Source organism: Rhodoferax ferrireducens, assembly GCF_003347515.1.
Classification (GTDB): Bacteria; Pseudomonadota; Gammaproteobacteria; order Burkholderiales; family Burkholderiaceae_C; genus Rhodoferax.
Genome location: NZ_QEII01000134.1, coordinates 1 through 507, shown reverse-complemented (window position 1 = coordinate 507; position 507 = coordinate 1). Strand labels below are relative to the sequence as shown.

Sequence of the window (507 nt, the reverse complement as noted above, 5' to 3'; positions counted from 1 at the left end):
ATGGCAGCACAGCCTACTATCGATCTCCAACTCCTGTAGATCCGCATCAGGTGCGCTCAATTTCTGTTGAGTGGGCTACGCCAGTCGAAGCGACGGTCCCGGAGACTGAAAGGGTGCGATTGATTTCCACGCTGAAAGCGGCCATTTCCAGGGAAGCCGAAGCACTGCCACAAAGTGTTGGCGGGCACCCGGTGGTTATTCGAGCTGTCATCACCCGAGTAGAGTCTGTGAATCCTGCACTCAACGTCTTAACATCGATATTCTTAACAGTGCCACTAGATCGTGGCGGTGCCGCCGTAGAGATCCAAGTGCTGGATGCAGATACGCTACAGCCGATCGCAAGCATGGCACATGCCTACTTCGTTCCCATTACTGAATTCAAAGCCAGGTTCTCAGCATTGGCGCCGGCAGAATTGGCATTGAATGCAGCTGCCTCCGAATTGGCGAAACTGCTACGTGAAAAAACGTAGCCTTTTCAACGCGGCTCTTCTGATTCCACTTTCGCTG

1 protein-coding gene is annotated in these 507 nt (G+C 53.1%); it reads left to right on the top strand.

Translation table 11 applies throughout. The features are described from left to right. Positions 1-470, top strand: a 470-nt coding sequence (locus C5P05_RS00620) for a DUF3313 family protein (protein WP_232834280.1), incomplete at its 5' end; no start/stop codon positions are given. Between the last annotated feature and the right edge of the window lie 37 nt (positions 471-507).